The following is a 2215-nucleotide window of genomic DNA, read 5'->3' as shown; positions in this document are numbered from 1 at the left end:
TGATAGCCACGTGGAAACGGCGAGGACTCGATCCACCTGAACAGCTCCAGTCTATCCTCGGTGGAGAACTCAGATCAGGATCAGAGACATCACTAGCCGGTGAGTTCTGATCACGCTATCCAACTACCAACAGTAAAAGGGGCTCTGCACAGCTTTGAGGATCTCGGGGTCAAACCGCCAGTTTTCATTTCAGTTGCGTTGCTCAATGTAGATCAGTACGTGATTAGTACGAGCGAGTACCTCCACTTCGAGTCAGGAAATTTCCCGGCTAGGTTTACGACCTCGCTGATGAAACTTCAGGAGATTCAGCCTTCTGAGTTCGAATTAGAACACTTACGGAGTGTTCTTGATCGAGTCTGGTACCAAGCTGGGCGGTCAAACGGCTCACCACATCTGCCAAATCCTGAGGAGTCGAACAAAGGCGATCATTAACGGAATGAGGGGTGTACATGCTTTCATGAACAACACTCGAAGCATTCTTCCCATTGAAGAGGACAAGCGTTGGGAAGCGCGTGATCTCGACATCGAAGTGTCTGCAGTCGGTGAAATGCGCGATGAGGCCCTCAACCAATTGGACGACGTGGTCGCTACAGTGCGCGGCGAGGGTGGTCACTCCCCGTCGAACGAGGAGCTATGCACGGTCGGCGTTGATTTTGAGGCGGATCGCGTCCGCACTTGCTTACTAGAACAGGTTGATGAACACCGGGATACGCTGATCGGATAGAAGAGAAGACCACACCCACTTTGGATGTGAGATCGAAATACTAATCCTGATGACATTTCACATCAATTGATTAACTAATTGTCACAAATTAAAGCCGCAATATTCCACTTACTTTTAGGATAATGGTACTAGATACCATGAAGGCGAGTACGATCATTGCGGCAAGTAGGGATCGGTCAGCGAGAATTGCGATTGAAATGATGACTAAAAGCAATACAGTATAGTATATAATATTATTATTTTCTAGTACTGTTTGATCAAGCATAAATATAACTAATCCTGCAATTACACCGACAATAGCATACGAGATAGTGATCAAGTCCATCGTTTATATACCTTGATTGGATGGACACATTATATATTTCATTCCAGTCAGGTTAGAAAGAACCCGTGTGTACGCCCGTTGCAGTGCCATCTCTTGTTAATTCGTAGTAATTAGAACCATGATCTCCAACCCCATAGGAAATTCCCGGCACTCTCCAACTATCGCGGTCCCAGACTCCAACGGTAAACGATGAATCGTAAATTATCTCCTGGACTAACGCTGCTAGTCCAGAGCAAAATCCTCCTGCAAATATCGCTGCAATCCGTCCACCAGGAATTGGGAGAGCTGCGCAAATCATTCCCCCAAGAACTGACGTAGATATTGTGTGCGGATTCTCATCAGTTATTATGTTTGCACCTTTATAATAATGGTTGTTATAGTAGCTTGAACAACTGCCGATACGCTTGCTAAAGCTATCATAGCTTCGTGCAGTAGTTGAGTACTGAGATTCTTCCAGAGCTATTTGAGAAGAAGCTGATTTTAAAGTATCATCATTAGAAGATACTTTTGCTACTTCGATCGTGTTGGTATCTTTTCGTTTCTTAATCATATGATCGCCATTTTCATCGCTGACACGATAATAGGTAGCGGTGTCAGTATCCTTAATATGGTCTGGACATTCCGCACAAGACTCTTGTTGCTCGTTCCCACTCACTGTTGAGATGAGTAGCGGAGAGCCAGCAAGAGATACGCCGCTGGTCTGAAGTAATTTTCTCCTCGAAACGTATTGGGACCTATTATTATTTTCCATAGTGAACACAGCAATCCACTAACATAAATAAGTACTGCTAAATTGAAGCTGAACTGAACGGAGTTCTTCGGGGGGAGTAGGATGCTGTTCGGAGAACTCCAGGTTGAGGTGACGGGTTCTTCAGATGTACCGTTTTGGATAGTGATCGGACGCGCACGCCAGCCTGGCTGACCAGGCTGGCGTGCGCTGGACATGCTGCAGCGGCCTCCTTAGCCGAGTGTCGCGATCTCTGCGAAGGGTTCGGCTGACGCCGAACCCGAGCAACCATCCAGCACTGATACCAGTCTTTTGGTCGCGTCGCACACTACTTCCGAGGAATACGTCTGCCGAACAGCTATCGTCTCAGCAATCCGTGAGAGACACGATCAGTCATGTCGTCCGTTCTTCCGCACAATAACGTCGCTGCTCGCAACTT

2 protein-coding genes and 1 pseudogene are annotated in these 2215 nt (G+C 46.9%); 2 read left to right on the top strand and 1 reads right to left on the bottom strand.

The annotated features are described in order from the left end of the window. Window positions 1-457: 457 nt before the first annotated feature. Window positions 458-724, top strand: a complete 267-nt coding sequence (locus LCF40_RS23095) for a type II toxin-antitoxin system HicB family antitoxin (protein WP_008422286.1) — start codon at window positions 458-460, stop codon at window positions 722-724. 377 nt (window positions 725-1101) lie between these two features. On the opposite strand, the gene LCF40_RS23090 is transcribed toward LCF40_RS23095, so the two are convergent. Then, window positions 1102-1800, bottom strand: a complete 699-nt coding sequence (locus tag LCF40_RS23090; protein WP_152424844.1) for a hypothetical protein — start codon at window positions 1798-1800, stop codon at window positions 1102-1104. Window positions 1801-1884: 84 nt separating this feature from the next. Between LCF40_RS23090 and LCF40_RS23945 the strand changes: the two are divergent. Next, a pseudogene (locus LCF40_RS23945) lies at window positions 1885-2045 on the top strand (IS6 family transposase); the annotation flags it as partial. Window positions 2046-2215: the final 170 nt, after the last annotated feature.

Source organism: Saliphagus infecundisoli, from assembly GCF_020177375.1.
Classification (GTDB): domain Archaea; phylum Halobacteriota; class Halobacteria; order Halobacteriales; family Natrialbaceae; genus Saliphagus; species Saliphagus infecundisoli.
The sequence above is the reverse complement of the archived record's forward strand: the minus strand, read 5'-3'. Positions and strand labels throughout refer to the sequence as shown.

Coding starts and splice junctions, on each gene's coding strand:
- LCF40_RS23095 (WP_008422286.1), top strand. CDS start 458: ATGAACAACACTCGAAGCATTCTTCCCATTGAAGAGGACAAGCGTTGG.
- LCF40_RS23090 (WP_152424844.1), bottom strand. CDS start 1,800: ATGGAAAATAATAATAGGTCCCAATACGTTTCGAGGAGAAAATTACTT.